Source organism: Haladaptatus sp. DJG-WS-42 (genome assembly GCF_037198285.1).
Lineage (GTDB): Archaea > Halobacteriota > Halobacteria > Halobacteriales > Halococcaceae > QDMS2.
The window spans coordinates 171077-195578 of the sequence record NZ_CP147243.1 but is presented as its reverse complement, the minus strand read 5'-3'; the positions used below and the strand labels follow the sequence as shown (position 1 = coordinate 195578).

Genomic DNA, 24502 nt, shown 5'->3' with positions numbered 1-24502 from the left:
TCGCGTACAGGTTGGTAATGAACACACGCTGTTATTCCTGCGACGAAGTGTCCGACGCGACGCGCATCCGGTGTGATTGTGGCGAACCAGTTTGGTTCGACACCGATACGACAGCGTTCGAGTGGCCAACCGACGATGTGCGCGGCGTTTGGCGCTATGCGTCGCTGCTGCCCGCAGCCCCGACTGACGGCCTTGGCTGGGCGGCAGGAAACACACCGCTCCTCAGAACGCCCCGACTCGACGAGTACGCGGGCTGTACCCTGTGGGTGAAAGACGAAGCCGAAAACCCAACTGGGACGTTCAAAGACCGCGGGAGCGCCGTTGCGGTGGCGGCGGCCGAAGCGCGGGACGTGAACGCCGTCGGAACCGTCTCGCACGGGAACATGGCGATGAGTACAGCAGCGCACGCGGCGGCTACAGGCCTTCCCTGCGTCGTGCTCGTCCCCGACGATATTTCCGAAAAGCGTCTCGCCGCGATTTCCCAGTACGAGCCTGAAATCATTCGTGTGGCTGGTGACTACGGGAAACTCTATTTCGACAGTCTCGAACTGGGAGAGGAACTTGGCATCGAGTTCGTCAACTCGGACGTACCCCTGCGCGTCGCCGGACAAAAGACGGTTGCTCTCGAACTCATAGAACAGTTTGACGGTGTCCCCGACGCAATCTGTCTTCCGGTAAGCAGCGGCGGGCAGGCAAGCGGCGTCTGGAAAGCTCTGCGAGAACTCAAGGAAGCAAACCTCATCGACGCCCTGCCGCGGCTCTACTTCGTGCAAGCCGCCAACTGCGACCCGATTGCAGAAGCCTTCCGCGAGGGCCACGAGGTTCGCCCAATCGACCCCGAACCAACCGCCGCCTACTCTATCGCCAACGCGAACCCACCGAGTGGCAATCGCGTGCTCGCCGCCGCAGCCGAAACTGACGGTGCGGTCGTATCGGTGTCAGAAGCCGCCATCCACGACGCAACCGGCAACCTCGCCACCAAAGCAGGATTGTGCGTCGAACCGTCCTCCGCGGTTGCGCTCGCTGGACTCCGGCAACTCGCAGAACGCGGTGAGGTAGATGCAACTGACCGCGTCGCGCTCATCCTTACTGGAACCGGTTTCAAAGAACTCGATGGGGCGGCGACAGACGCGCCTTCCGTCCCGCTTGCGAAGCTGGACGAACACCTCGCCACGGTACTCGGAGACACATGACTTCCATCGACCTCACGCACCCAGTTGCGGGCGGCATGCCCGTCTATCCGGGCGACCCACCCGTGACGTTCCGCGGCCACGCCATCTACCAAATCGACGGCTATCGCGTGACTGGGCTGTCTTTTGGGAGTCACACCGGAACCCACATCGACGCGCCAAGCCACACCGAGAAGAACGGCAAGACGCTCGATACCTTCCCCATCTCGACGTTCTCGTTCGAGGCGGTATGCGTCGATTGTCGCCACCGCGGCGCTCGAGACCGGATTCGGCTCGCGGATTTACCAGCCGAGACCGATGTCGCTGACGCAGACATGCTCGCGTTTCACACCGGCTGGGACGCGCACTGGGGCACGGACGCCTACCTCGACCACCCGTACCTCGATGTCACCGTCGCGGAGTGGTGTGCGACCCGCAATCTTCACGTCGGCATCGACGCCTTCAGCCCCGACCCGACGCCGAGTCAGAACGAGGCTGCGGGCGAGCCAACCGGCAGCCCGGCTCACCACGCATTGCTCGGCCACGACTGTCTCATCGTGGAGAATCTGTGCAAACTCGACCGCGTGCCTGACCGATTTCACCTCGATGCGTTCCCGCTCTCGCTCGCCGACGCAGACGGTGCGCCCGTCAGGGCAGTGGCCCGATTCGACTGACCAGATTCGACAGACGGCGGCAAGGGAACACACCGACCACCGTATTTATATGGGTAAATCATGATGATATAGCCAATGCAGAACACTTTGCTTTCAGCCGACACGGCTGACGTCATCGTTCGAACGTGCCGAACCGCAATGGGAGACAGCCTTCGGTCGGTCACCTACTTCACACGCGACGACTTCGACCAGCTCTATCTGCGCGACGACCTCGAACAAGATGCAGACCTTACGGGATTCATCGGCAACGAGTGGCGCAGTTTCAAGACGACACGCGAAGCCTACCGCGGCTCCGAACTCGGCGATTACAAGTACACGATTCGCACCTTCGAAAACGGCTTCCTGCTCCGCGTGACCACCGACCGTGAAGGCGTGTTCGCAACGACCGACGGCCTCACGATTCAGGCGTTCGACAACGTCGCAACCGCCATTCGCAAAGTCCTCGGCGAGGCTTAGACGAGATAGACCGGCGAGAGTTCCTCTTCTTCGAGATAGGTGCGCAGTTTCTTCACTCGTGGGCCAAGCTCCTCTGGGCGGTGTGAGTCACTGCCAACAGTGAAGCGCACCTCGTGTTCGCAGAACACTTCGAGGAAGCCTGGAACCGGGTGGAATTTCCCATAGTCCGTGAGCACCCGTCCGGCGTTGATTTCTGGAACCGTCCGCGAGCGCTTGAACGCCCGTGCGACGGCGTGGTAGTGTTCGTCCGTCCCCATCCCACGGAATGCCGGGTTGCGTTCGAGTAAATCGACGTGCGCCGCGATGTCGAAAAGCTCTGACTCTGCGAGCGCGACGAGCTTTTTGAAGTACTCGTTGACGAGCGCCTTTCGCTCTGTCTCCGACTTCTTCCCGAAGTAGCTCTCGACGTGGACGTTTACGTCCTCTAAGTGGTGGACGCTCCCGATGGTGTAATCGAAGTCGGTTTCGTTGAAAAATCCGCGAATCGCGTCCGTGTCGCGTGGGTCGTAGTCCATCTCGACTGCGTTGTAGATTTCGACGTCAAAGCGGTCGTTGAGGCTCTCTATCGCTCGCAGCCGTCGGTCGTACGTCTGGTCTAAGTTGAATCCAAGAAGATGTTTCAAGTCCTGCATCCGCTCGCGCTCTGAGACGTTACAGTGGTCTGCAAACCCGATTCCCTTCAGTCCGGCTTGCTCTGCGGCCTGCAACATCTGGAAAAGAAAGCGCCCGTCCGAGTAATTCGAGTGGACGTGATAATCGTGGAGCATTGCGTATTACTGTGTTCCCAGTCATTCGGGATAACTGTGTGGTGGCCACCACGCTTACTAAAATTCGAATGAGAGCAGCACTATGAGCGACGAGTCTGGAAGCGGGTGGGAGTATCTAACGGTTCGACCAGAACGCGAACCGACGAGAAAAGAAGCGAGAGACCCAAGAGACGTCCTGAACGAGTTGGGGGCCGACGGGTGGGAACTCACCGACACAATCGAGTACGTCGGCGGCGGGACGAAATTTCTCGTATTGAAACGCCCACGCACCGCGGGGCCTTCTATGAAAGACTAAAGGTTCTCGGACGAACCAAATGGCTCAGGCTGACCTGACAGCATTGGATCGTATACCTACGAAGGGTACGACCGCTTCGATCGGAGCCAAAGGTATCAATTGGATATTATCAACGGCTGGGTTAACGTAATAGCACAGTTACTCTATCAACACTACGACTTCCTAATTTATGAAGGGGCGTCAGAGCATCGTAATAAGGTTTGTTTAACACCTTATAGCAGAAAAATTGAAATAACTCCAGTGACTTTGACAAGTATGATTGATCACAACAAATATTTATACGATCTTGATTTTGGTAATGTTGATGCTGAGTCTGAAGAGAAATTGGCGAAGCGATTCGTCCGAACTCAAGGGTTTGGCAAAATTTCTGACAGAGATACACTAATCATTCTGGGTCCTAAAGGTTCAGGAAAAAGTGCCCTGTTCCGTTTATTCACAGACTTTAAAGACCAAGCAGAGAATTTTCTGGGAGAGGATCTTCCCAAAAACACACATATAATAAAAGCTACTGGAGGAAACGATCTCCGAAGCCTGGATAACAGAAATTTACAAAAGATTAAAAATCAAGATGAATTCTCGTATGAAGATTTCTGGGAGATCTACATTGGAGTCAAGATTGCTGAAAAGTTGGGAGAAGCAGGGTATACTTCTGATGGAGAACTCGGGAATGTTCTTAGAGCATTAGATGAACAGAAGGATTGGCGGTTGCTTCCGGTGTTTAAAACAGTCTGGGAATATTGTATTGGTGACCCGCCTTCAAGTGGGAAACTTTCTTATGGGAATTTTTCAATCGAAATCGGTTCATCAAATGGGGTATTTGATACCGAGCTTTTATTAGAAAATGAACAATCTTTGCTCAGCGAAAACGATGAAACGGTCTGGCTTCTGTTGGATCGTATTGACGAATTAGAGAGCAAAGAGCCAGAAAAGCGAAAAGAGCTTATTGAAGCTCTATTCCGAACACAACTCACGTTTTTAGGAAAATTTGATAATATACGTCTGAAAATATTCCTCAGAACAGATATTTGGAGTGAACTGAATTTCGTGAATAAAAGTCATGTATCTGACAAAAGAGTTGAGCTAAATTGGGATGATTCACAACTATTAAAGATGACGAATAAACGGATGCTCCAATCCGACTCCGTCAAAGAGTATGTGGAAAATTCAATCGGGACAGAAATTGATGTAGGAACAGTTGAAAATTTCGACCAGGGATCTCAAAAAGAGATTTTTTATTCTGTATTCGAGGACACTGTATATCCTGGTGAACGAGAGGCGGAGCTTTTCGATTGGATGACTACACGAATTAAAGACGGACACGGTGGGAAATATCCTCGTGAACTCATCTCGTTCTGTAATGGAGCAGTAAGAGAAGAAATTGGAAAAGAGGAACATCCTAAAGATCGGTTAATAGAGGGATATTCTGTACGGGATGCGTATAACACAGTTTCAAATCAGCGGGTGAATACGTATCTTAGCGAATTCCCAGATTTGAAGGAACATTTTGACAGATTTGACACAAAAAAGACAGCAGAATATTCATACGACGATTTATATACAATGTTTGAGGATCTTGATCCAAGTCCAAAAAACGCAATAGATCGAATGGTCGATATTGGTTTCTTCAGGACAGATCGGGATGATAATGGTAATCGTATCTATGAAATTCCTCGTCTATATCGGGAAGGTATTGGACTTGTAATTAGAGGACGACCGTAGCTCTAATCATTTCGGGAAATACCACAGCCTAACTCTCGTTTCACCTCGAACCTCGCAACTACATCTCGACCTACACGATAGTGACTGCTGAAAACCGCTATAAGGGGAGGTTGTGGTATGCGCCGGCCGGGAGTGAGCACCGCGTCAGTGGTGCGAACGCCGGAGAGACCTCGTCTCTCCGGGAGTTCACCGAGCGAAGCGAGGTGAACGTCGGGCGGCAAACGACCGCAGGGAGTGCGCCGGCCGGGAATTGAACCAGAGCAAGACGGTCGCGCTCACTTCGCTCGCGCGCTGCGACTTGCAGGGTTCACAATTCCCGCCGTAGCGCATCCGCTCGTCACGTTGTTCCTCGCAGAATGCGCCGGCCGGGAATTGAACCCGGATCGTTGGCTTGGAAGGCCAAAGTCATGCCGTTAGACCACCGGCGCTCGTTTCATTCGCGCCCCGAGCCTCGCGTCACTTCGTTCCGCGAGACACCGGCGCTCTGTTTGAACACCGACGAGGGGACCGATCACACGAAAGTTGCGCAATCGGGTCAGAAGAACCCGAGCACGCGACGATATGATACTCCACACCGTGTCCGACCCGCCCAGGCCAGACGTGGTAATCGTGTGTCGCAAGTAGGTGTAAATCGTGCCCCGTTAAGGGTGTTTCTTTTTCTCGGCACGAATCTTTTGTAGCCCGGTGGCCATCTAGGCGTATGCGCGTCCTGGTTCCCATCGACGGCTCTGACTGTAGCTTCGCCGCCTTAGATTACGCACTCGACCTCTACAACATGGGCGGCGTCACCCTCCACGTGATCCACATCACCGACTACGAGACCGACGCGAGCGAAGAACTCCTCAAAAAAGCCACAGACAGGCTCTCAGCCGCTGGCATCGACGCGGAGCCAGAACTCGTGACGAGCCTCGGCCTCGACTCGCCGAAGGCCTCCGTCAAAATTGGCGAGCACATCGTTTCGCTCCTCGAAGCCGACGACTACGACCAAGTCGTCATCGGCCGCCACGGCGAACGCGGGCGGCTCGAAGACTTCCTGCTCGGGAGCACCTCAGAAACCATCGTAAAGCACGCGCCCGTCCCCGTGACGGTCATTCCGGCGTGACGACCGCATAACAGTTCCCGCTCGAAATTTCGGTTTGCTCGACGCGCAGATTACTCGCTGCAAGGTCGGCTTCGAACTCTGCTGGCGCGTAGATGTGGTAGAATCGCGGGACGGTTTCGCCACCGGGGAGCGTCCAATCGACCATCGTGTCGAACCCTTCGTCTCCCTCGTGGTCGAAGCTGTCGTGGGCGGTTGACCATGCGCTCACGAGCGCGCGGCTCCCCGATGTGAGCACGCGAGCCAGTTCATTCAGACTTGCTTGGCGAAGCTCGCGTTCGGGGAGGTGGTGGAGCGTCGCCACGTAGACGGCGAGGGTGATGCTGTCGTGAGTGAATGGGAGCGAAGCCGCGTCACCAGCGACAAAATCGGCTTCAAACTCGCGCTCAGTGGCACGCTTGCGGGCTTCGTGAAGGAGCCCTGTGCTCACGTCGAGGCCGATTGCTTGGTCTGCTCTGCCCGCGAGCAGTTCCGTGTGTCTCCCGTTTCCACAGCCGACGTCGAGGGCAGTGTGGACGCGCTGTTGGCTGTCGAGAAACGACTCAATCTCTGGCCACGCATACTCACGGGTTTTCGAGAAATGTGCCGCAATGCGGTCGTAGGTGTCTTTGACCGCCTGTCGTGACCGTTCCATACCCGCACAACTTGCTCTGAAGCCTTTTCAGTTCTGTCTCAGACGAAGAGGAACATCCCGTAGGCGATGAGCAACATCACCGTCGCGTGCTTTGCGCCCGCTCGAATCGTTCCTTCGCTCATCTGCCCGCCCACGAGGCCGGAGAAAAAGCCCTGAATGAGCGCCGCGTGGAAGAAAACCGTCGTGTACTGGAGTTTTCCTGCGTCAGTGATTCCCGCAACTTGTCCCGTCAATCCGGTCGATTCGACGAGTTCACCCGATGGGATGCTCGGGATGAACACGTTCACCATCACGTAGACGATGAGGAGGAAGACGAAAAACGAAATGTACGTGATGATGAGATAGACCACCATCTCCTGTTCGCGCTTTTCTTTCAGTTGCTGGAGCGAGCGCGATTCATCTGCGGCGATTCTGAGCACGGGTGCGATGTCGCCGCTCGCCCGGATTGCGTTCGTGATGAGCGTCACTGCGCGGGAAACGCCCGGTGCCCGAACGCGCTGGTCAAAGCGGTGGAGCGCCGTCTCAACGTCCGCGCCGAACGTGATGTCCTGCCAGATTCGCTCCATCTCTGTATCGAGTGCCCCGAGGTCGCTGTATCGGATGTTTTCGATACCACCAACGACTGACATGCCAGCTTCGTTGAGGCTCGCAAGACGTTCGAACAATTCGGGAATCGCGGCTTCGATGGTGTCGCGTCTGTGGGTGTGCATCTCCCAGACAAGCGCGAACGTTGCTGTGATAAACAGGACGCTTTGGACGAGGATGTCGTCAAGCACCAGAATCGACGCAGTCCCGCGGATAAACGCGGGCCACGCATGAACCATCACCCAGAGCGTGGCGAGTGGGACGGTCACGTAGAGCAACACGAACGGTCGAGAGATTAGCGTCTGTACCGGGCGTTCGAGCACCGTCGCGATGGTGCGAAAGTGCTCGTACAGATTCAATTGCGCCTGCACCTCACGCTCCGTATTCGTGGCGTAGCCGCCGTCTGGGAGTGCACGTGCCGCATCCGGTGCGTCGGTCGTGCGAACACCCGTGACGGCGAGCGGTGATGACACTGCAGTTCGTTCCTTTGCAAACCCGCCCGTCGGATTCGTATAGCGGTCGAGAAAGACGATGAACGCGAGCGTCGCGATGGGAACCACGAGATAGACGACCACCTGGAGCGCGACCAACGTCCCGCCGCTCACGAGCCCGATGATGAGCAACACCGTGATGAAGAACAACGGCCCGACGACGAGCAGCGACACGTAGCCTTCCGCGAACGCCCCGAGCAGTTCGAGAAACGATGTCTGGCGAACCTCTGCCTCTTGCTTTCGGCGGTCGTACTCCTCTCGCAGAAACACGGAGACGCTCTGGCCGCTCTGGAGGTTGCTTGCGAGGTTTTCGAGGAAGGTTTTGAGTTCCGGACTCGGCGTCCGCCGCGAGACACGTTGAATGGCGGTGAGGATGTCTGCCCCGAGCAACTCCATGTCTCTGACGGCGACGGCGAACTCCGTCGCTGATTCGCCGTAGACGGCGCTGTTGTCGCGGAGTGCCTGCATGATTTTCGGGAACGCCATCCCGCCACGCGACAGGGCGTACATGAACGCAACTGTCCGCGCGAGACTCGCATCAATCCGGCGTTCGCGCCCGTCCGCGGAGGCTTTCGGAACGCCCCAGCGAAGCCGGAAGGTCGCGTACCCGGCGAGCAAACCGCTGGTGATGCCCGAGAAGAATAAGAATAGGAACTGTCGCAGCGCGGGAATCTGTGCGCCGGGAAGCCGTCCAAGGGCTGACAGCGCGGGAATCTGGGTGACGAGCTGTGCGTTCCATACGGCAACGGCGAGGAGCAACGAAGTGGCGAGATACGCACCGATGATGGCTCCACAGATGGCGACAATCCCGCTGTACAGCAGCGATTTCGATGCGTACACCCGGTACGGAACGTTGATGTGTGCGCGCTGGAGCGTGCGTCGTCGCGCCAAACGCGTGGCTGTTTTATCGACCTGATTTCCGAACGACGCGAGGGCGAGACGCGTGGATATTCGGTCGAGGCGGTCGCTGTACGGGGTGGCGGCGAGGAGCACCACAACAATCGCGACGAGACCCAACGGAAGCACGGAAAGCGGTATCTGAGCCATTATTCTGCTGCGTGTCCCTGTGTGCGGTGTGCGTCAACCTGCGCCATCACCGCGTCCGTATCGGCGTAGTATTTGTTTACCATCGCGGTGAACTGCCGATAGTCGTTTATCCCTTCTTCGCGCAGATATTCGAGGAAGCGACGACGATTGCGCACCTCATTGAGCAGTTGGCTCTGCGACCACCCACGTTCGTCTCTGATTTCGTCTAACACGGTACTGGTCCCCTCTGAGACGGTGTCCGTGCTCGCGTCCCACGTGTACGCAGTCGAGTAGTCGAGTTCGCCCGTGCGTTGGTTGATACCCTCGATTTCAGCGATCGTCCGATTGCGCCGCGAACGTTCGCCTTCGACGCGGACAAGCGACTGGATGCAGAGGATGTCGAGCGATTGGACCATTTGGCGTGGGACGTTGATGGGTTCGTTTTCGAGGCGGTTGATGGCCGTTTGGACGCTGTCTGCGTGCATCGTCGAGTAGGTGGTGTGACCCGTGTTCATCGCCTGAAACAGCGTCATTGCCTCTTCACCGCGCACCTCGCCGACGATGATGTACTCGGGACGGTGGCGCAGCGCGGAGCGAAGCAGGTCGTACATCGTGATGTCTGCCCCCTCATCGAGGCGTTCGCGGGTGACCGAAGAAAGCCAGTTGTCGTGAAAGAGCGTGAGTTCGTGGGTGTCTTCGATGGTCAACACCTTCGCACGCGGTGGAATGAACATCGACACGGCGTTCATCGATGTGGTCTTCCCAGATGCCGTCCCGCCCGCGAAGATGAGCGACCGTCCATTTTCGATGCCGAGCCAGAGATATGCCATCTGGCGGAGGGTGAACGTCCCGTAGTTGATGAGGTCGATTGGCGTGAACGGGTCGGTTGCGTAGCGGCGAATCGTGAACGCAGAGCCGCGTGGCGTCACTTCCTCGCCCATGACGAGTTCTGCACGACTGCCGTCTGGGAGCGTCGTCCCGACGACGGGTGCGCCAATCGAGATGTGCTTACCCGAGCGCTGGGCGAGTTGGATGACGAAGTTGTCGAGTTCCGCTTGGCTGAAGGTGATGGTGGTTTCGATGTTGTCCTGTTCGTCGTGGTAGATGAACAACGGGATGTCGTAGCCGTCACACGAGATGTCTTCTACGTGTGGGTCGTGCATGAGCGGGTCGAGTTTGCCGTAGCCGAGAAACGAGCGATTGAGGTAGTAAAACAGGCGGTAGAATGTCGCCATCTCGACGCTCGCACCGTACTCCTCAAGGCGCTTTCTGAGTTCGTCTTTCAACACCACTTCGGGGTCGGTGTTCGTCGAGCCTCGGTACAGCAGCGGGTCGCGGATGTCGTCTACGAGCGTTTCGAGCAACCGGGCTTCGACCGGTGAGAGGTCTGGCTCGACGACGTGATAGCGGTGGTCGTTTTTCTCGGGACTGTAGAGAATGGCGACGAATGCGAACGGGGCGTTCACCCAATAGCGGTCGAGTTCTTCCCAGCCAGCAAGCCCGCTGAACGTCACGAGCGGCCCGTCTGCGGTCGGGTCGTAGTTCGTGAGGCTGAGCGTCGAACCGGTCAACATCTTCGATGTGCGCGAAAGCCACTGTTGAAACTGCGAGAGCACGCTCGCTTCTTCGTCGTGGTGTGCCTGTGTGGTAGTTTCAGATGATAACTCGTTTGCCATGGAATCCCCGCCGTTGCCCCACGTGGGCGTCCGGTTATTGTCATGACTGACAGGCGGAACCTACATAAATCCGACCCTATCTCAGGCGCGTTCGACCCGAAGGAGCGTGACGCCAAATACGAGCAAGAACAGCGCGCCAAGCGGGATAGCGACGCCGATGAACGACTGGTAGAGCAAGACCGTCGCGCCGGTGAGCACGAGCCCGGTGAGGAGCAACAGCCCACCGAGTACCCGCACGGGGTCTGCGCGCGCGCCAGCTACGCGGTCTTCTGCGAGATATAGAGCGATGCTGAACGCGAGTGCGAGGATGAACACGACTGCGCCGACCAACCACAGCTGCTGGGCGAGGATGGTCTGGGCGTTTTCGTAGAACGTCTGCAGTTCGAGGACGGTGAACAGAATCTGTTCTTGCTCACCAAACGAGACGCCGAGCACGTACTGGATATGGAAGAACAGAAATCGAACGACGACGACGGTTCCGAAATCAAGTGATGCGAACGAAAACGACCACGGCATCAGCGCCGAGAGCCACGTCGCCAACACGGCGAGTTCGTTTGCATACTCACTATTGACCCATGCCATATTGCACATCGCCACTGTCAGTGAGTAAAAAGTACCGCAAGACGGGCGTCTGACACAACGGTACGTTCATACCTATGCGCCTCTTTGACACACGCAATGAGGCGCGATTATTTCGGGGTCTCCCTCACAAACCTCGACGACGACACCTCAGAGCCCCAGCAACCAACGCTTTCGATTTCTTACACCGGCCCGCGTGAGAAGTTCAGCGGGTGGCACAATCATGCCGATGGAACACCGCTCGCCGCCGCCGATGTTGACGTTTCGTTCCGACTGAAACGCCCCCTCACTACGGACGGGAGCGACGGCGTCCTCGCGGTGACCAATCGGACCACCGGCGAGTTCATCTTGGAAGTAAATCTCGAAACCCGCGAAGTGCTCCGATTCATCCGCGTCGCGCGGCGGTATGGTAATCTCTCGGACGGTGAGAAACACTACACCCTTCAGTTAGACGGCACAGAAGAGGACGTTGCATTCGAGAAGGCGACCTTCCTCGTCTATAGCCACACGGGTGAGTTGCTCCACCAACACAGTCTCATCCCGAGCGGCGTCGAACTCTGACGGTTCGAACTACGTGGAAATAAATAGCCGCCAGCAAAATTTGGGGTATGGAACTGTTCGGAACAGCGGGTATCCGCGGAAGCGCCCGCGACCGAGTGACGCCGTCGCTGGCGCTCGCCGTTGGCAGAGCCGCCGGCGACGAACACGATGAATTCGTCGTTGGGCGCGACGGCCGCGAAACCGGCCCCGCGCTCGCCGCGGCCCTCGAAGCCGGACTCGAAAGCGCCGGTGCGACCGTCTACCGCGCCGGACAACTGCCGACTCCGGCGCTTGCATTCGCCGCGCAGGGTCGACACGGCGTGATGATTACGGCGAGTCACAACCCGCCACAGGACAACGGGCTCAAACTCTTTTGCGATGGTGTCGAATACGACCGCGACGCAGAACGCCGCATCGAACAACGGGTCGAAGCAGGGCAATCGCCCCTCGATTGGGACGAGTGGGGTGTCGCGAGCACGAGCGAACCGCTCTCCGCCTACCGGAAGGCCGTCTGTGAGTACGGGACGTCGATGGGTGCGCCGCTCGACGGCCTCAAAGTCGTCGTCGACTGCGGCAACGGGATGGCCGCGCTCGCCACGCCCTACGTCCTCCGCGAACTCGGCGCGCACGTCGTCACGCTGAACGGCAACGTAGACGGTCACTTCCCCGGCCGCGAGAGCAAGCCAACCCCCGAGACGCTCGCAGACCTGCGGGCGTTCCTCGCAGACGGCGATTTCGCCTTCGGCATCGGGCACGACGGCGACGCAGATCGTGCGGTGTTTTTAGACGGCAATGGCGAAGTCGTCCACGAGGACACCATCGTCGCCATCTTCGCAGAACACTACGTGCGCACGAGCGACGCAGAAGACCCCGTCGTCGTGACGACGCCGAACGCCTCTGCGCGCATCGACGAGCGCGTCCGCGACGCCGGTGGTCGCGTCGAGCGCATTCGACTTGGCGCGCTCCACGAAGGTATCGAAACCGCGCTCGAAAACGGCACAGAGGGGACGCGCGTCGTGTTCGCCGCAGAGCCGTGGAAACACATCCACACCCAGTTCGGCGGCTGGATTGACGGCCCTGCGAGCGCCGCGGTGTTCGCCCGACTCGTCGCCGCTCACGGCCTCTCTGCACTCCGCGAACCAGTCACCGAACGCCCGTACCGCAAAGTGAGCACCGAGTGTCCCGACGACCGGAAGGAAGCCGCGATGGCTGAACTCGAAACGGCGCTTCCCGCCGCCTTCCCCGACGCAACTGTATCAACTGAGTACGGCGTTCGCCTCGAACGAGAAGACGGGTCGTGGGTGCTCGTTCGCCCGAGCGGGACCGAGCCGTATGTCAGAGTGTATGCAGAAAGTGCGGACGTGGATACCCTTGTTTCCACGGTCATAGAAATCGTAAAAACAGCCGTTGTGAAGCGCTAAGCCACCACATACTGTAATCTAAAACGAACGATTTATAGAGTTCTTCGTTTCTTTTGTGAGACATGCCTGTCGACCGAAGACGATTCCTCAAAGCAGCGAGCGCCCTCGGTGTCGCTGGCCTCGCCGGTTGTACCACGAACACGAACTCATCCTCTGGCGGCGAATCCACCGACGGCGGCGACGGTGGCGAGGGTGGCGAAGACCCAGTCAACGTGGGCATGGTGTACGCCACCGGCGGTCTCGGTGACAAGTCGTTCAACGACATGGCCCACCAAGGCGTCAAACAAGCCGCAGAAGAGTACAACGTGGCGTACGAGAACGCAGAGCCAGAGGAAGCCTCGCAGGTCGGCGACCTCCAGAAGCGCTTCGCCCAGGAGACCGACCCGAACTACGACCTCGTGACGGGCGTCGGCTTCGTCCAGAAAGACGGGATGGTCTCGAACGCCCAAGAGTTCCCAGACCAGAGCTTCGTCCTCATCGACGAAACTGCCCAGACCGAAGACGGCGAGATGCTCGGCAACGTCGCAAACTACCGCTTTAAAGAGCACCAAGGCTCGTTCCAGATTGGCTACCTCTCGGCACTGCTCACGACCCAAGAGTTTAGCGCGGGCGACAGCGCCACGAAACCAGACCAGAAGTCCGTTGGCTTCGTGGGTGGTTTCGAGATTCCGCTCATCGAAAAGTTCCTCGCTGGCTTCAAAGCAGGCGTTGCCCACCACGACGACAGCATCGAAGTCCAGTCCGCCTACGCTGGCGCGTTCAACGACCCCGCAAAGGGCAAAGAAATCGCGCTCACGATGTACGAAAACGGCGCGGACATCGTCTACCACGCCGCTGGTGGTACCGGTCTCGGTGTCTTCCAGGCTGCCCGTCAGAAGGGACGCTTCGCAATGGGTGTCGACGCAGACCAGTCGAAATCCAACGCCGAGTACAAGAACGTCATCCTCGCGAGCATGGTCAAGCACGTTGACCTCGCCGTGTACGAGTCGGTCGAAGCCGTCGTCAACGGCAGCTTCGAAGGTGGCGTCGAGAACCGCCTCGGTCTCGACGAAGGCGGTGTCGAGGCAGTGTACGGGCAGGAACTCGGCTCCTCTATCCCCGAGGACGTAAAGAGCAAACTCGAAGAGAGCAAACAGCAGATCGTAGACGGCGAGATTACGGTTCCGTCCGAGCTGTAATCGGAAACCGTTCAATACTTGCCTGAACCCTCCGAAGCCTCGGGCAAACTAGCGGAACTATTTCAATGAGTGAGACACCAGCCGTACGACTAGCCGGGATTACAAAGCGGTTTCCGGGCGTAGTTGCCAACGACAATGTCGACCTGACCGTCGAGCAGGGAAGCGTCCACGCGCTGCTCGGTGAGAACGGTGCCGGAAAGACGACCCTCATGAACGTCCTTTATGGACTGTACAAGCCAAACGAGGGCACCGTCAACATAAACGGCACCCCCCGCGACTTCTCCTCCCCCCGCGACGCCATCAAGACCGGCATCGGAATGATACACCAGCACTTCATGCTGGTCGACCCGATGACTGTCGCAGACAACGTCGTCCTCGGGAACGAACCACGAAAGTGGTTCGGCATGGCGATGGACCGACAGAAGGCCATCACCGAAGTCACCGAACTCGCCGACAAATACGGATTCGACGTAGACCCCACCGCGCCACTCGAAAAAGTGAGTGTCGGTGAACAACAGCGCGTCGAGATTCTGAAAGCCCTCTATCGGGGCGCAGATATCCTCATCCTCGACGAGCCAACAGCCGTCCTCACCCCCCAAGAGGTAGAGGAGCTGTTCACCGTGTTTGACGAACTGACCGACCAAGGAAAGACCATCATCTTCATCTCGCACAAGCTCGGCGAGGCGATGGAGGCCGCAGACGACATCACCGTCCTCCGCGACGGCAAGAACGTCGGCAGCGTCGATGCGAACGACACGAGCCGCGAAGAACTCGCAGAGCTGATGGTCGGCCGCGAGGTCATGCTCGAAGTCGATAAAGCGCCTGCAGACCCCGGCTCGCAGGTGCTCGGCGTCGATTCGGTGAGCGTCCGCGACGACCGCGGCGTGGCGAAATTATCTGACTTAGACTTCGAAGTTCGTGCGGGCGAAGTGTTCGGCATTGCAGGCGTTGACGGCAACGGGCAGTCGGAACTCATCAACGCCGTCACCGGGCTGTCGTCAATTGATACGGGCGACATTATCTATCAGGGCGACACCATCACCGACCTCCCGCGCAGAGGGCGCATCGAGCGCGGGATGTCCTACATCCCAGAAGACAGGCAGGAAAGTGGTGTCGTCATGGACTACGACCTTATCCAGAACGCCGCCCTCGGCAACCAGCATACAGCGCCGTTTGCGAGCGGCGTGCGCATCGACTGGGACTACACCGAGAATCACGCAGCAGACATCATCGACGAGTACGACGTGCGACCGCCGGACAAACGCGCGACCGCGGAGTCGCTTTCAGGCGGGAACCAACAGAAGTTCATCGTTGGCCGTGAGTTCAAGCGGAATCCGGACTTCGTCGTCGCCGCCCACCCGACGCGCGGCGTGGACGTGGGGTCGATTGAGTTCATCCACGACCGACTCATCGACCTCAGAAACGAGGGGACGGCTGTCTTACTCGTCTCCTCGAAACTCGAAGAAGTCACCCAACTTTCAGACCGGCTTGCGGTGATGCACGACGGCGAATTTATGGCTATCGTCAACCCCGAAAACGTGACCGAAGAAGAACTTGGCTTGCTCATGGCAGGGGAGTATCCCGCTGGATTCGACGGGGGTGACCACTCGTGAAACAGCAGTTCGAAGCCGCCGTTGCGCGGATGACCACCGCCTCGAACCTCGAACGCATTCTCATCAGCATCGCCGCGCTCATCGCGTCGATTTTCGTCGGTGGCATCGTCGTGCTGGCCGCCGGATTCGTTGCACAGTGTTCCCAACCAGTGCTGTTCTTCCCGGGCGTGGGCTACTCGTGTTACAACCCCGTCTCGGTGTACCTCGAACTGTTCACCGGCCCGTTCTCGAATGCGGGCGTGTTCGGTGAGACGCTCCAGCAGACGACGATTCTCCTGCTGACCGGGCTGTCGGTCGCACTCGCGTTCCGCGCTGGCCTGTTCAACATCGGGACGCAGGGACAGTTCGTGATGGGCTCTATGGCGACGGCTATCACCGTCCCACTGCTCGCTTCGTCGCTCCCCGGCGGCCTCGTTGGCGGCCTCATCTTGATTCCGCTCGGCCTGTTCGTTGGTGCGCTCATTGGCGGCCTCTACGGGGCCATCCCGGGTGCGCTGAAGGCCTATGCAGAGGCCAACGAAGTCATCACGACCATCATGCTGAACTTCATCGCGACGTTCCTCTCGCTGCTCATCGTCTCGACGTGGTTCAAAGACCCGAACAGCACGAACAACACGCAGACGGCGCGGATTCCGGACTACGCGATGCTCGATTCGTCAATCTTCCCGGGTGACTTCTCGCTCGTCGCGCTCGCAATTGCACTCTCACTCGTCGCCGCGATGACGTGGTTCCTCGCACGCACGGCATTCGGCTACGACCTGCGTATTAGCGGGATTCAGGAAGGCGCGGCCGCCTACAGCGGCGTCAGCGCGAAGAAGATGACCGTCATCTCGATGGGACTGTCGGGCGCGCTCGGTGGCATCGCCGGTGCGGTCTACATCCTGATGGTGACCGGCCGCTGGATGCCAACGGCTCCGGCGTTCGGGTTCGACGGCATCACCGTCTCCATCCTTGCCGGGAACAATCCGGTGGGAGCCATCTTTGCGGCGTTCCTGTTCGGCATGCTCAAAGTCGGGCGCGTCGCGATTGACTTCAATCTCGACGTTCCCTCACAGCTGGTGGGCGTCCTTCGTGGCCTCATCATCCTGTTCGTCGCCATGCCCGAGTTCTTCCGCATGCTCGGCACGCGATTCAACGTCGGCTCGAATTCAGCCGTCGCAACCGACGGCGGTGAAGACCAATGAACCGATACCAACAACTCGACAAACGCGGCAAAGTCGCGCTCGGCACTGGCGCTCTCGCGGTGGTCGCCGTCCTCGCGCTTGCCGTCACCGACCCAGAGACGGCAGGCGAAGTGTTTGCCCTCATTGACGGCAACCTCGCGTCTGCCGCGCTCCGCACCGCGGTTCCAATCGCTTTCGCTGCTCTCGGTGGCCTGTTCGCAGAGAAAGCGGGCGTCATCAACATCGGCCTCGAAGGCCTGCTCATCGTCTCCGCATTCGCGGGTGCGGCGAGCATCGCCCTGTTGACTGGCGACCCCGGCGCGGCCTCAGAAACCATGGTGTGGGTTGGATTCGCCATTGGCGTCCTCACGAGCATCCTGCTCTCCCTGCTGTTCGCCGTGGTCACCATCGACTTAGAGGCAGACCAAATTATCGCTGGTCTCGCCGTCTGGCTGATTGCGCTTGGGCTCGGCCCGTTCGCCGCGCAAGTGCTGTTCAGCCAGTTCGACTCTCCGAGCGTGAACACGCTCAGTACGGTTGCGATTCCGGGGCTCTCACAGATACCCGTCGTCGGGCCAATCCTGTTCGACGCGAACCCAACGGTGTACATGCTGCTCATCGCCGTGCCCGCCTCGTGGTACTTCCTCTACCACACGCCGTTCGGGCAGTGGATTCGCGCGAGCGGTGAGAATCCGAAGGCACTCGACACCGCGGGTATCGACGTGCGCCGCGTGCGCTACGGGAGCGTCCTGCTTTCTGGGGCACTCACCGGCATCGGCGGCGCGGCGCTCTCGCTCGTGCTCGTCGGGAAGTTCACCGGCGGCGGCGCGACCATCGTCAACGGGCGTGGCTTCATCGCCATCACCGCCTACCTGTTCGGGAACTACAACCCAGTCGGAACGTTCCTCGCCTCGTTGTTGTTCGCAACGCTCGAAGCCCTGCAGTTCCGCCTGCAGATTCTCGGCATCGGCATTCCGAAATCCATCATCCAGATGATTCCGTTCGTGCTCGTCATCGTCGTGCTCGCGCTCGTTGGCCGGACGCGCCTGCCAGCCGCGGCTGGCGACCACTACGACTCGGGCGAAGATTGAGCGAAAAAGCATTTTTCCGGTTAGGTAGACAACAGCCCGCCATCGACCGGGAGCGGGTGCGCCGTGATGAACGAGGCGTCGTCACTACAGAGGTAGACAACGGCGCTCGCGATTTCTTCGGGTTGCGCCTGCCTGCCGAGCGGTTGCATGGCGACGAACTGGTCTACGAGCTCCGGCGTGTCCTCCGCAGCGCGGCGCACCATCGGCGTGTCGACGACGCCCGGACAGACCGCGTTCACGCGGATGCCCTGTTTGGCGTATTCGACAGCCGCAACGCGCGTGAGGCCGATGACGCCGTGTTTGCTCGCCACGTAGGGGCCGCCACCAGCGGCCATCAGTCCGGCGACCGACGACGTGTTGACGATGGCGCCACCACCGTGTTCTACCATTACCGGAATCTCGTGTTTCATACAGCGCCAGACGCCGGTCAGGTTCACGTCGATGACGCGCGCCCAGTCGTCGTCCGGCGTGTCTGCGAGTTGTGACATCTCGCCTTCGATACCGGCGTTGTTGTGGGCGAAATCGAGGCCACCGTACACGTCGAGCGTCGTCTCGACCATCGCGGTCACGTCTGCGTCGTCCGTCACATCGACTCGGATGAACGTCGCCTCGCCGCCTGCGTCGGTTATCAATTCGACTGTCTCGTGGCCACCGTCTTCGAGCACATCTGTGACGACGACGTTTGCGCCCTCTTCGGCAAACCGCAGTGCCGTGGCACGGCCAATTCCCGAACTCGCTCCCGTAACTATCGCTACCTTTCCGTCAATTCCGTTCATTTTGGGTCCCCCACGATACAGAAGGGACAATTCTATATCAACATTCTTTCAAGTTCAGGGTTCTCTGACTGTCTCAGTCACCTTTCGCACGCAACAGTTCTCAGGCAATCACGGTGGCTATTTTTACCGCCTCCGCATAGGTCGCGCATGGACGCCCTCATCGCGGCCGCTCGCGAGATTCAGTCGGCGGCACACGTGCCGTACTCCGACTATCGCGTGGGTGCAGCCCTTGAAACCGCAGACGGAACCGTGTTCACCGGGTGTAATCTGGAGAACGCGAACTACTCGAACTCCCTGCACGCAGAGGAAGTCGCCATCGCGGAAGCCGTCAAAAACGGCCACCGCGACTTCGCCCGCATCGCCGTCAGCTCCGGGCGACGCGACGGCGTCACGCCCTGTGGCATGTGTCGCCAGACGCTGTCTGAGTTCTGCGACCCTTCCCTCACCGTCCTCTGTGACGAAGGCGAAGACGTGACAGAATACACCCTTGGCGAACTGCTCCCGAACACCATCACCGAATCTCACCTCAAATAATGGACGCAGAAGACCCAAACGACGACGTACAGTATCACCTCGGCGTCAGCTCCGACGACGTTGCAAACGCCGTGCTCCTCCCAGGAGACCCAGAGCGCGTAGAGAAGATTACCCAGTTCTGGGACGACTTCGAGATTCGCGGTGCACACCGCGAATATCGCACTGCAACCGGCAGCTACGATGGCGCGCAGATTAGCGTCACCTCCACGGGCATCGGCAGCCCCTCCGCAGCCATCGCCGTCGAAGAGCTCGCGCGCATCGGCGTGGACACGTTCATCCGCGTTGGCTCCTGTGGCGCAATCCAACCCGAGATGGACGTTGGTGACCTCGTGATTACGACCGGTGGCGTTCGCCAAGAAGGCACGAGTTCCGAATACGTCCGCGAGGATTACCCCGCCGTCGCAGACCAACAAGTCGTCATGGCGCTCATTGCAGCCGCAGAACGCCTCGGCTACGACTACCACACCGGTATCACGATGTCCGCAGACAGCTTCTACGCCGGGCAGGGTCGCGCCGGGTTCGAGGGCTTTGAAGCCCGCGGTGCCGAGGAGATGATTGAAGAACTCAAGGACGCGAACGTGAAGAACATCGAGATGGAGGCCGCGGCCATCATGACCATCGCCAACATCTACGGGCTTCGCGCGGGTGCGGTCTGCACCGTCTACGCGAATCGCGTCACTGGCGAGTTCCGCACCGAAGGCGAAGGCCGCGCCGCGGAGACAGCTTCTCTCGCGGTGAGGCTCTTAGCGAAGATGGACGAAGCCGCGGCGGAAGCCGGAGCCGACCAGTGGCATCCGGGCATCCCACTCGAATAGCTCAGGCTTCGGGTTACCTGTTTACTGGCCGACCAGGAACCCCAACGCAAAGCGTTGCAAGTCCTGGCATCGGATTCTCCGCGTTGAGCAGCGCGAAGTTGGTGATGAACAGCGATTGCTGTTCATTCCGGGACGTTCCGAACGCGACGTCCGACGGGCCGTCGAGACCATCTTCGGCAGTTGCCAGCGTTTCTATCGTAGTATCGGCGTTCACCCGAACGATGGTGTTCTGTGCGATGACCGCAACGTAGAGGTTTCCACGGTTGTCGAGGGTAATTCCATCACACCCAAAAATCCGGTCGTCTGCGACGAACAGTTCGGGTGTTCCCCCACTTCCATCCGGGTTGACCGGAATCCTGACGATGTGTCCTCGCTCTGAGACGCCGACGTAGACCGCACCGTCCTTGCCGCGGACGATGCCGTTTGCACCGATGGGGAACCCAAAGCCAAACGCGCCCGTTCCTTCGAGGAGTTCCGCCGTACTCCACGGCGTGGCACTCCCTTCGGTCACGTACCAGACTGCGCCACCGATAGAATCTGTGACGAGCAACCCGTCTCTGAACGCCATGAGATCGTTCGGGAACGTCGTTGGCGGGAGCGGGGCAACAAGCGATTTCGTCCCATCCCGTTCTACTTTCCAGATACCGTGGGTGTCTGCTGCGTCGTCGCCCTCACCAACACCGGTCAACAAGCAGACGAAGGCGGTTCCCTGTGGAGTGACCGTCACGCCAAGCACACCGAAGCCTGCACCGACACTGAAGGTCGCAAGCGTCTCCGGGGTCGTATTGTCGGCTGGAACTTTCCAGAGTTCTCCGAGCGTCGACATGCCGAGATATTTGTTCCCCCGTCTATCGACTGCGAGGTTCTCCGGGAGCTCGCCGCTTGCGGCGTCGAAGGAGAACAGTATCTCGACGCCGTCACACGCGTCGGCTTTCACGGTTCCCATCGCGAGAACGAGACCACCCATGCCGATTGTTCTGAGAACTGCTCTTCGTGAAATGATTGCTGTCATGATTTCCACCCCTTGTCGTGGACCGAGAGGCGCGTCAGGTACTCGCTCGCCTCAGTGCATCTCTAGTCCCTAGGATAGAGGTGGACAGTCTGTGCCATTGTTATGCCAACTACACCGCCGTAACACGCAGTTAATCGAGACAGACCGCAGAAAGCGACAGTCAACTGGTGTCAGTCGCATTCGCGGTGACCGGTCGTGAAACCAGTAACAAATTCGGTGACTCACTCACAGACAGCAACAGAAACGTGATTCCCGACTTCTACATGTCGCCCCAAGCGGAGACGGCGCGACCCACCGAGGTCACGTCAGCAATCCACCGGGTAGCGATAGACTTCTTCAGCACTTTTGCTGCGGGGCCGCCGAACGTGCCGATTGGCACCATCATGACGTTGTGGGCAACGGCGTCGTCGCCGATGGAGACGACCGTCCCCTTGTCTTTGTAGCTCCACGAGGTGAGCGCCTGTCCGTTCATGGCGCGTGCAACGTTCTCGCCGATGACGCCGCCTGCCTGCCACGCGGCCTGTGCCGTTGGCGGGGCGGGGCGCTCTTGGTTGAGCTGTTCGATGATAGCGGAGTCGCCGAGGGCGAACACGCGCTCGTCTGAGGTCTGGAACGTCGCGTCTGCGTTCACGCGGTTGTGGTTCTTCTCGACGTTCGCCTCTTCGAGGGCGTCCTGTCCCGTGATACCGCCGGTCCAGACAAACACGTCGAACTCGAGGGGTTCGCCCTCGTCGAAGTAGATGGTGTCTGCTGCAGCTTCGGTGATTGGGTCGTTCGTGAGGATGTTGATGTCGGCTTTGAGGAGACGCTTTCTGAGGGCACCCTGCACTTCGGGGTCCTGTCCGGGGAAGATTTCCTCCATCGCTTCGACGAGGTAAATCTCGAGTGGCGCGCGGTGCATGTCGCGGAACTCCGCGATTTCACCAGCGGTCTGGATGCCCGAGAGCCCAGCGCCACCGATGGCGATTTTGGCGGGGTCGTTGCGGGAGGCTTCACGGGCGGCGTCCTTGATCTGGTTGTGGATTTCGAGGGCGTCGTCTAGCCCTTTGAGCGTGAGGGAGTTTTCTTCTAAGCCCGGGATGCCGTAGTAGGCCGTCTTCGACCCGAGGCCAACGACGAGGTAGTCGTAGTCAACGGTCGAGCCGTCGTCAAGCTCGATTTCACGGTCGTCGGTGTCGACGGACTCGACCTCTGCTTTGATAAATCGAGTGCTCGGAGATTTGATGTCCGCGATGGGGAGCGAAATCTTGTCCCGGACGCTCGGGTCGCGGATGCAACGGTGGACTTCGTGGAGGACGAGATGATAGTCCTCTTTCGAAATCCAGGTAATATCTGCGTTATCAACTTCGGCTTCAAGGCTCTGAATCGCGGCTGCGCCGGCGTAGCCCGCGCCGAGCACCACGATATTCTCGGTCATGGTGGCAACTCTGAAGTCCTGAGATACAAAGGCTTTGGAATCGTCACGCCGTCCGCGGCCGATTTCAATGATAATTGCCACCAATTAGCAGCGTGTCGCCACTCGCCGCGAAGAAACTGAAATGAGAGTGAGGGTTACTTCTTTGGCTCGCCGACGGGCGCTTTCATGTCGTCAATCGTCAGGATGATGACGTTGTCTGTGTCGTCTTTGCCGTCAACGACGCCTTCGATGACGAGTTTCGAGAGCGGCGTCGGGCCAACGGTGACCTCGTCGCCTTCGTGGAACTCACGGATGGAGCCGCGAAGCGAAATCTCTGCACGGCAGAGTTCTGGGTGGTGGACGCTCGAGAGGTTGATCTGGGTGACGTTTGCGCCGTCTACGGCCTCACCGTTGTGGAACAGCGGCACCTCTGCTGGCTGGTCCATGTCCTGGATTTCGAGGGCTTCGTAGGCGTTTGCGGTTGGTTTGTAGCCGCCTTTCGGGCCGGGGACACCTTCGACCAGTTGCAGTGCTTTCAGGCTCTGCATCTGGTTGCGAATTGTGCCCGGATTCCGGTCTACTTCCGCCGCAATGTCTTCGCCTTTTACTGCGTCTTCGGTCTGGCGATGGAGGTTAATCAGGGCAGAGAGGATGCGTTTCTGGCTCGGGGTCAGCTCAATTGATGACATAGGCGTCTTTCGTGATAGATTTCCTTAAAGGCGGCGGATAGTACGTGATAAATCGACCGGGTACGAGACACATTAGTGACAGAAATTACGTGCAGGCGACGGGACAGATTGTCGCTGGAGTCCCGTTTCCGGTACCTCTTTGCACCCACATCTATCTAGCTGTGGTAATGAACGATATGCGTGTGCTCGTGACTGGTGGGGCCGGATTCATCGGCTCGAACCTCGCGAACCACCTCGCCACAGACAACGACGTTATCGCCGTCGATGATTGTTACCTCGGGACGCCGGAGAACCTCGATTCGTCGGTTGAATTCGTCGAAACAAGCGTCCTCGATGACGACCTCCCGACCGACGTTGACGTGGTGTTCCATCTCGCGGCTCTCTCCTCGTATCAGATGCACGAAGACGACCCAGTGACCGGCGCGCGCGTCAACGTCGAAGGGTTTGTGAATACCGTGAACCAAGCGCGTCTCGACGGGTGTGACACGGTGGTGTACGCTTCGACGTCCTCGATTTACGGCAATCAAACCGAACCCTCTCCCGAGTCGATGAGCGTGGCTGCACGGACTGGATACGAGGCGTCGAAACTCGCCCGCGAACGCTACGGTGAGTACTTCGCCCACCACTACGACATGCACATGGCAGGCATGCGGTTTTTCTCGGTGTACCAGGGCTACGGCGGCGCAGAAGAACACAAAGGCGAGTACGCGAATCTTATCGCTCAGTTCGCAGACGATATTGCGAATGGTGAGGCGCCAGTCATCTACGGTGACGGCACCCAAACCCGAGATTTCACCCACGTCTCTGACATCGTCCGTGGCCTCGAACTCGCTGCAGACCACCAACTCACCGGCATCTACAACCTCGGCACGGGCGAGAGCTACACCATCACCACGCTCGTCGAGAAATTGAATGACACCCTTGGGACGAGCGTCGAACCCGAGTACATCGAGAATCCCATCTCCGAGGACGTGTACGTCCACGACACGATGGCAGACAGCTCGAAGATGAAAGCAGAAACCGGCTGGGAACCAGCCATCTCCTTCAAGGAAGGGCTGGAACTCGTCTGCGCACAATATCAGTAATCGACTCCTTTTTTCAGGG

General features: G+C 58.8%; 24 protein-coding genes and 1 tRNA gene. 15 read left to right on the top strand and 10 right to left on the bottom strand.

Going from position 1 to position 24502, the window contains the following annotated elements; genetic code table 11:
* Nucleotides 1–17: 17 nt before the first annotated feature.
* The 3 genes from thrC to V5N47_RS00985 all read left to right on the top strand — a co-directional run bounded on the left by thrC (nucleotide 18) and on the right by V5N47_RS00985 (nucleotide 2299).
* Complete coding sequence (thrC, locus tag V5N47_RS00995; RefSeq protein WP_338728933.1) at nucleotides 18–1193, top strand: threonine synthase; 1176 nt, start codon at nucleotides 18–20, stop codon at nucleotides 1191–1193.
* Nucleotides 1190–1843, top strand: a complete 654-nt coding sequence (locus tag V5N47_RS00990) for a cyclase family protein (RefSeq protein WP_338728932.1) — start codon at nucleotides 1190–1192, stop codon at nucleotides 1841–1843. Before thrC ends, V5N47_RS00990 begins: the two co-directional genes overlap by 4 nt.
* Before the next feature lie 75 nt (nucleotides 1844–1918).
* Nucleotides 1919–2299 carry a hypothetical protein gene (locus V5N47_RS00985; protein WP_338728931.1) on the top strand — a complete coding sequence of 127 codons (381 nt, stop codon included), beginning with the start codon at nucleotides 1919–1921 and terminating at the stop codon, nucleotides 2297–2299.
* Here V5N47_RS00985 and V5N47_RS00980 read toward each other — a convergent pair.
* Complete coding sequence (locus V5N47_RS00980) at nucleotides 2296–3066, bottom strand: PHP domain-containing protein (RefSeq protein ID WP_338728930.1); 771 nt, start codon at nucleotides 3064–3066, stop codon at nucleotides 2296–2298. The genes V5N47_RS00985 and V5N47_RS00980 overlap by 4 nt on opposite strands.
* A gap of 82 nt (nucleotides 3067–3148) precedes the next feature.
* On the opposite strand from V5N47_RS00980, the gene V5N47_RS00975 reads away from it, so the two are divergent.
* Both V5N47_RS00975 and V5N47_RS00970 read left to right on the top strand, forming a co-directional pair.
* Nucleotides 3149–3361: a DUF4177 domain-containing protein gene (locus V5N47_RS00975; protein WP_338728929.1), complete on the top strand. Its 213-nt coding sequence runs from the start codon at nucleotides 3149–3151 to the stop codon at nucleotides 3359–3361.
* Nucleotides 3362–3616: 255 nt separating this feature from the next.
* Nucleotides 3617–5080 (top strand): hypothetical protein, encoded by a 1464-nt coding sequence (locus V5N47_RS00970; protein ID WP_338728928.1) that lies wholly within the window; start codon nucleotides 3617–3619, stop codon nucleotides 5078–5080.
* A 357-nt stretch (nucleotides 5081–5437) separates the two neighbouring features.
* Here V5N47_RS00970 and V5N47_RS00965 read toward each other — a convergent pair.
* A tRNA-Gly gene (locus V5N47_RS00965) sits at nucleotides 5438–5508 on the bottom strand.
* A gap of 272 nt (nucleotides 5509–5780) precedes the next feature.
* On the opposite strand from V5N47_RS00965, the gene V5N47_RS00960 reads away from it, so the two are divergent.
* The gene (locus V5N47_RS00960) at nucleotides 5781–6182 is read left to right on the top strand and encodes a universal stress protein (protein WP_338728927.1); all 402 of its coding nucleotides are present in this window, start codon (nucleotides 5781–5783) and stop codon (nucleotides 6180–6182) included.
* Here the strand turns inward: V5N47_RS00960 and V5N47_RS00955 are convergent.
* From V5N47_RS00955 to V5N47_RS00940, 4 genes are all read right to left on the bottom strand, one after another.
* Nucleotides 6169–6813 carry a class I SAM-dependent methyltransferase gene (locus V5N47_RS00955; RefSeq protein ID WP_338728926.1) on the bottom strand — a complete coding sequence of 215 codons (645 nt, stop codon included), beginning with the start codon at nucleotides 6811–6813 and terminating at the stop codon, nucleotides 6169–6171. The two genes, V5N47_RS00960 and V5N47_RS00955, sit on opposite strands and share 14 nt — an antisense overlap.
* Before the next feature lie 38 nt (nucleotides 6814–6851).
* Nucleotides 6852–8936, bottom strand: coding sequence for a type II secretion system F family protein (locus V5N47_RS00950; RefSeq protein WP_338728925.1), 2085 nt, complete (start codon nucleotides 8934–8936; stop codon nucleotides 6852–6854).
* Entirely contained in the window at nucleotides 8936–10591 is a 1656-nt protein-coding gene (locus tag V5N47_RS00945; RefSeq protein WP_338728924.1) for a type II/IV secretion system ATPase subunit, read from the bottom strand. Before V5N47_RS00945 ends, V5N47_RS00950 begins: the two co-directional genes overlap by 1 nt.
* 81 nt (nucleotides 10592–10672) lie before the next feature.
* A complete protein-coding gene (locus V5N47_RS00940; protein WP_338728923.1) occupies nucleotides 10673–11173 on the bottom strand; it encodes a hypothetical protein in 501 nt (166 codons plus the stop codon).
* A gap of 96 nt (nucleotides 11174–11269) precedes the next feature.
* Between V5N47_RS00940 and V5N47_RS00935 the strand changes: the two genes are divergently transcribed.
* From V5N47_RS00935 to V5N47_RS00910, 6 genes are all read left to right on the top strand, one after another.
* Complete coding sequence (locus V5N47_RS00935) at nucleotides 11270–11731, top strand: DUF5793 family protein (protein WP_338728922.1); 462 nt, start codon at nucleotides 11270–11272, stop codon at nucleotides 11729–11731.
* A gap of 47 nt (nucleotides 11732–11778) precedes the next feature.
* Nucleotides 11779–13131 (top strand): phosphopentomutase/phosphoglucosamine mutase, encoded by a 1353-nt coding sequence (locus tag V5N47_RS00930; RefSeq protein WP_338728921.1) that lies wholly within the window; start codon nucleotides 11779–11781, stop codon nucleotides 13129–13131.
* Between the two features lie 62 nt (nucleotides 13132–13193).
* Nucleotides 13194–14309: a BMP family protein gene (locus tag V5N47_RS00925; RefSeq protein WP_338728920.1), complete on the top strand. Its 1116-nt coding sequence runs from the start codon at nucleotides 13194–13196 to the stop codon at nucleotides 14307–14309.
* 65 nt (nucleotides 14310–14374) lie between these two features.
* Entirely contained in the window at nucleotides 14375–15922 is a 1548-nt protein-coding gene (locus V5N47_RS00920) for an ABC transporter ATP-binding protein (RefSeq protein ID WP_338728919.1), read from the top strand.
* Nucleotides 15919–17106 carry an ABC transporter permease gene (locus tag V5N47_RS00915; protein WP_338728918.1) on the top strand — a complete coding sequence of 396 codons (1188 nt, stop codon included), beginning with the start codon at nucleotides 15919–15921 and terminating at the stop codon, nucleotides 17104–17106. The genes V5N47_RS00920 and V5N47_RS00915 overlap by 4 nt, the downstream gene beginning before the upstream one ends.
* A complete protein-coding gene (locus V5N47_RS00910) occupies nucleotides 17103–18176 on the top strand; it encodes an ABC transporter permease (RefSeq protein WP_338728917.1) in 1074 nt (357 codons plus the stop codon). Before V5N47_RS00915 ends, V5N47_RS00910 begins: the two co-directional genes overlap by 4 nt.
* Nucleotides 18177–18196: 20 nt before the next feature.
* On the opposite strand, the gene V5N47_RS00905 is transcribed toward V5N47_RS00910, so the two are convergent.
* Nucleotides 18197–18952, bottom strand: coding sequence for an SDR family oxidoreductase (locus V5N47_RS00905; RefSeq protein ID WP_338728916.1), 756 nt, complete (start codon nucleotides 18950–18952; stop codon nucleotides 18197–18199).
* A 147-nt stretch (nucleotides 18953–19099) separates the two neighbouring features.
* Here V5N47_RS00905 and cdd point away from each other — a divergent pair, with 147 nt between their 5' ends.
* The gene (gene cdd / locus V5N47_RS00900) at nucleotides 19100–19486 is read left to right on the top strand and encodes a cytidine deaminase (RefSeq protein ID WP_338728915.1); all 387 of its coding nucleotides are present in this window, start codon (nucleotides 19100–19102) and stop codon (nucleotides 19484–19486) included.
* Nucleotides 19486–20301: a nucleoside phosphorylase gene (locus V5N47_RS00895; RefSeq protein WP_338728914.1), complete on the top strand. Its 816-nt coding sequence runs from the start codon at nucleotides 19486–19488 to the stop codon at nucleotides 20299–20301. Before cdd ends, V5N47_RS00895 begins: the two co-directional genes overlap by 1 nt.
* A gap of 13 nt (nucleotides 20302–20314) precedes the next feature.
* On the opposite strand, the gene V5N47_RS00890 is transcribed toward V5N47_RS00895, so the two are convergent.
* From V5N47_RS00890 to V5N47_RS00880, 3 genes are all read right to left on the bottom strand, one after another.
* Nucleotides 20315–21268: a hypothetical protein gene (locus tag V5N47_RS00890; RefSeq protein ID WP_338728913.1), complete on the bottom strand. Its 954-nt coding sequence runs from the start codon at nucleotides 21266–21268 to the stop codon at nucleotides 20315–20317.
* 304 nt (nucleotides 21269–21572) lie between these two features.
* Nucleotides 21573–22730, bottom strand: a complete 1158-nt coding sequence (locus V5N47_RS00885) for an NAD(P)/FAD-dependent oxidoreductase (protein ID WP_338728912.1) — start codon at nucleotides 22728–22730, stop codon at nucleotides 21573–21575.
* 134 nt (nucleotides 22731–22864) lie between these two features.
* Entirely contained in the window at nucleotides 22865–23398 is a 534-nt protein-coding gene (locus V5N47_RS00880; RefSeq protein WP_338728911.1) for an Rrf2 family transcriptional regulator, read from the bottom strand.
* A gap of 167 nt (nucleotides 23399–23565) precedes the next feature.
* Here V5N47_RS00880 and V5N47_RS00875 point away from each other — a divergent pair, with 167 nt between their 5' ends.
* Nucleotides 23566–24483: an NAD-dependent epimerase/dehydratase family protein gene (locus V5N47_RS00875; protein ID WP_338728910.1), complete on the top strand. Its 918-nt coding sequence runs from the start codon at nucleotides 23566–23568 to the stop codon at nucleotides 24481–24483.
* Nucleotides 24484–24502: the final 19 nt, after the last annotated feature.

Bases quoted from the DNA above. Each gene is read 5' to 3' on its own strand.
- thrC (WP_338728933.1), top strand. From the start codon at position 18: ATGAACACACGCTGTTATTCCTGCGACGAAGTGTCCGACGCGACGCGC.
- V5N47_RS00990 (WP_338728932.1), top strand. From the start codon at position 1,190: ATGACTTCCATCGACCTCACGCACCCAGTTGCGGGCGGCATGCCCGTC.
- V5N47_RS00985 (WP_338728931.1), top strand. From the start codon at position 1,919: ATGCAGAACACTTTGCTTTCAGCCGACACGGCTGACGTCATCGTTCGA.
- V5N47_RS00980 (WP_338728930.1), bottom strand. From the start codon at position 3,066: ATGCTCCACGATTATCACGTCCACTCGAATTACTCGGACGGGCGCTTT.
- V5N47_RS00975 (WP_338728929.1), top strand. From the start codon at position 3,149: ATGAGCGACGAGTCTGGAAGCGGGTGGGAGTATCTAACGGTTCGACCA.
- V5N47_RS00970 (WP_338728928.1), top strand. From the start codon at position 3,617: ATGATTGATCACAACAAATATTTATACGATCTTGATTTTGGTAATGTT.
- V5N47_RS00960 (WP_338728927.1), top strand. From the start codon at position 5,781: ATGCGCGTCCTGGTTCCCATCGACGGCTCTGACTGTAGCTTCGCCGCC.
- V5N47_RS00955 (WP_338728926.1), bottom strand. From the start codon at position 6,813: ATGGAACGGTCACGACAGGCGGTCAAAGACACCTACGACCGCATTGCG.
- V5N47_RS00950 (WP_338728925.1), bottom strand. From the start codon at position 8,936: ATGGCTCAGATACCGCTTTCCGTGCTTCCGTTGGGTCTCGTCGCGATT.
- V5N47_RS00945 (WP_338728924.1), bottom strand. From the start codon at position 10,591: ATGGCAAACGAGTTATCATCTGAAACTACCACACAGGCACACCACGAC.
- V5N47_RS00940 (WP_338728923.1), bottom strand. From the start codon at position 11,173: ATGGCATGGGTCAATAGTGAGTATGCAAACGAACTCGCCGTGTTGGCG.
- V5N47_RS00935 (WP_338728922.1), top strand. From the start codon at position 11,270: ATGAGGCGCGATTATTTCGGGGTCTCCCTCACAAACCTCGACGACGAC.
- V5N47_RS00930 (WP_338728921.1), top strand. From the start codon at position 11,779: ATGGAACTGTTCGGAACAGCGGGTATCCGCGGAAGCGCCCGCGACCGA.
- V5N47_RS00925 (WP_338728920.1), top strand. From the start codon at position 13,194: ATGCCTGTCGACCGAAGACGATTCCTCAAAGCAGCGAGCGCCCTCGGT.
- V5N47_RS00920 (WP_338728919.1), top strand. From the start codon at position 14,375: ATGAGTGAGACACCAGCCGTACGACTAGCCGGGATTACAAAGCGGTTT.
- V5N47_RS00910 (WP_338728917.1), top strand. From the start codon at position 17,103: ATGAACCGATACCAACAACTCGACAAACGCGGCAAAGTCGCGCTCGGC.
- V5N47_RS00905 (WP_338728916.1), bottom strand. From the start codon at position 18,952: ATGAACGGAATTGACGGAAAGGTAGCGATAGTTACGGGAGCGAGTTCG.
- cdd (WP_338728915.1), top strand. From the start codon at position 19,100: ATGGACGCCCTCATCGCGGCCGCTCGCGAGATTCAGTCGGCGGCACAC.
- V5N47_RS00895 (WP_338728914.1), top strand. From the start codon at position 19,486: ATGGACGCAGAAGACCCAAACGACGACGTACAGTATCACCTCGGCGTC.
- V5N47_RS00890 (WP_338728913.1), bottom strand. From the start codon at position 21,268: ATGGGTGGTCTCGTTCTCGCGATGGGAACCGTGAAAGCCGACGCGTGT.
- V5N47_RS00885 (WP_338728912.1), bottom strand. From the start codon at position 22,730: ATGACCGAGAATATCGTGGTGCTCGGCGCGGGCTACGCCGGCGCAGCC.
- V5N47_RS00880 (WP_338728911.1), bottom strand. From the start codon at position 23,398: ATGTCATCAATTGAGCTGACCCCGAGCCAGAAACGCATCCTCTCTGCC.
- V5N47_RS00875 (WP_338728910.1), top strand. From the start codon at position 23,566: ATGAACGATATGCGTGTGCTCGTGACTGGTGGGGCCGGATTCATCGGC.